Annotated in this window: 3 protein-coding genes; 2 read left to right on the top strand and 1 reads right to left on the bottom strand. The window is 22.6% G+C overall.

The features are described from left to right. A partial coding sequence (locus EHU54_RS05435) for a hypothetical protein (protein WP_400249364.1) occupies window positions 1-959 on the top strand: 959 nt, incomplete at its 5' end. A 19-nt stretch (window positions 960-978) separates the two neighbouring features. Next, the gene (locus EHU54_RS05430; protein ID WP_400249362.1) at window positions 979-1494 is read left to right on the top strand and encodes a lipoprotein; all 516 of its coding nucleotides are present in this window, start codon (window positions 979-981) and stop codon (window positions 1492-1494) included. Window positions 1495-1522: 28 nt separating this feature from the next. On the opposite strand, the gene EHU54_RS05425 is transcribed toward EHU54_RS05430, so the two are convergent. After that, window positions 1523-2521: hypothetical protein (locus EHU54_RS05425; protein ID WP_400249361.1), on the bottom strand; the 999-nt coding region annotated here is incomplete at its 5' end.

Raw genomic sequence — 2521 nt, 5'->3', positions numbered from 1 at the left:
CAACAACAATTGCCGCTAGCCCTTATCAAAAAGAACAAACTATAAGAGGTAAAAGACAAACACAAGACCCTATTTTTAAAACTAATGGGGCCGACAAACCAACAGAACAACAAATCAAAGAAAAATTAATTAAAAAATACCCACATATAGAATCCAATCAAATTAAAGTTAAAAATATTACTATAAATTCTGTAAATATTACTATAGATGGATTTTCTGGTGAAAGAATACTTACTTTTATAGTTGATAAGTCTTTTGATTTAACAAAAATAATAGAAAAAACAAATTTAGGTTCAATTATTACTTATGGAATTAAATTACCCAAAGAACAGTGATTAAAAGATTGGTTAAAACAATTAAATCCTAATTTAGATATTAGTAAAATTAAAGTTGAAAATATTAGTAATAACAATGCAACAATTGTTTCTTCTGATAACAGTTTTTATAGTGGTAAAGTAAATATTACATATATTATTTCATTAAAATCAATTATTACAAATACTGATTTAGGTTCAATTATAACTAATGGGATTGATTTACCATCTGAACAACAAATTAAAAATAAACTAAAAGAAAAAAATAATATTTTTGATAAAAATAATAACATATTATTAAATATTGAAGTTAAAGATATAACACGTATAAGTGCAAAATTAAGTTATAAATATCCAAATATTTATGCAAATACAGTAGATGTTTTTTTTACATCTAATATTAATTTAAATAAAATTATCACTCAACCTAATTTAGGTGAATTTAAAACTGAAAATTTATCTAGTCCAACAAAACAACAAATTAAAAATAAACTAAAAGAAATGTATAACAATCTAGATATCACAAAGATTAACGTTGAAAATATTAGTAATAACAATGCAATTATCAATTCTTTTGATACAAATACTTATACGGGGAATATAAATGTTAATTATACGGTTTCAATAGATTCACTTAATTGATAATAAAAGAGGAAATAATCAAATGAAAAGATTATTAAGTATTATTGGTGCAATATCATTAGTGGGAACAAGTACAACAAGTTTAGTTGCTTGTAATACACCAGAAAAATATACCCCTGAAGAATTAGAACATTTAAAAAAAGAAAACCAAATAGACACTGATAATCAAGAAATTAAAGATAACTTAGAATGAATAGCACCACAGGAAAAACCATTTAATACAGTTGATAATAAATGATATTATGTAGTATGAAAAGGTCAAAATTGAAATATTACCAAGTTTAAAAATAATAATCTAATAGATAGAACTCATCCAAGTATTGAAATTGATAAAAAGAATGCAGATGAAAATTATACTTTAAATTTAGAATGAAAATCACCAATGGTTACAATTGTTATTCGTTCTTATAGAGTTATAAGTGATTGACCTGCTCCAAGATTTAAATCAGTTTATCGTTGAAATTTAGATACTAATATTAATATATCTGATTTATTAGATATTGATGAAAATGGTAATATAAAAGTTAAAGGAGAATAAAAAAAGAGATATAAATCTCTTTTTATTTTTATCTTGGTTTTGTTGTAATTTTAACCGGATTATCACTTTTATTGCGAATACCCAATATATTGGGATTATTAATATTTAATACAATATAATCTTTATTACCGCAAAATCATCTGGTACTTCTTAATATTTTTGCTGATAAATTACCAATTAATGCTTTTGAAAATCTAATTTTTAATTTCATATCATTTGTATAATATGATTGTAAATATATTTCTTTAATTTTATTATTAACATTATTAGACCATGATGTTATTTGCAATGAAAAATATATTTCAAATATATTATTTGGTGCTTCATATCTATTATAATATTTTTTTTCACTTGGTAAACCATTAGTATAACCAGTTTTAAATGTTTTAATATCATTTATTGGTATTTCATTAGTATTTAATACAATTAAATTATCAATATCAAATTTAAAATTAACTTTATCAACTTGTGAATAACCATCTTCTAATAATTTTATCTCTGATAATGAAAATAATTTATTATTACAATTATCAACTGCTCCGTATAAATCAACATTTATATTAGGAATAAAATTCTCTATATTTGGTGGCCCACATTCAACTTGTAAATTACCTAGATTACTTATTTCGATAGTTTTATATGAACTAATAAATTTATCAATACTTTGAATTGTTGGGTCAATTTGTTTTAAGTCAATTTCTACCTCATAATAACCATAATTAAATTCATCTGCAAAAAAATTTATTGGATTACTATCTACTTGTTTACATTTTATTTCTGAATTAAATCTAGTTATTAATGGTAGTACTACATCAGAAGGCATAATATCTTTTGTATACTCTGGATAGTTATATGGAACTGGTGGTAATACATATTCTGGGTAATTAAATGTTGGTATTTCATAGTCATGTGGCAGTAAAAAACTAGTTTTATAATTAGTTGTCATATCGCGTAAATAATTATTTAAGACACTTTTTGTTTTACCTCTAAAACTTCATACTGATAATCTTAAATAATCTTCTTCATT

The organism is Spiroplasma sp. ald, assembly GCF_044714355.1.
GTDB lineage: Bacteria > Bacillota_I > Bacilli_A > Mycoplasmatales > Mycoplasmataceae > Spiroplasma > Spiroplasma phoeniceum.
This window is presented reverse-complemented; position numbering and strand designations above follow the sequence as displayed.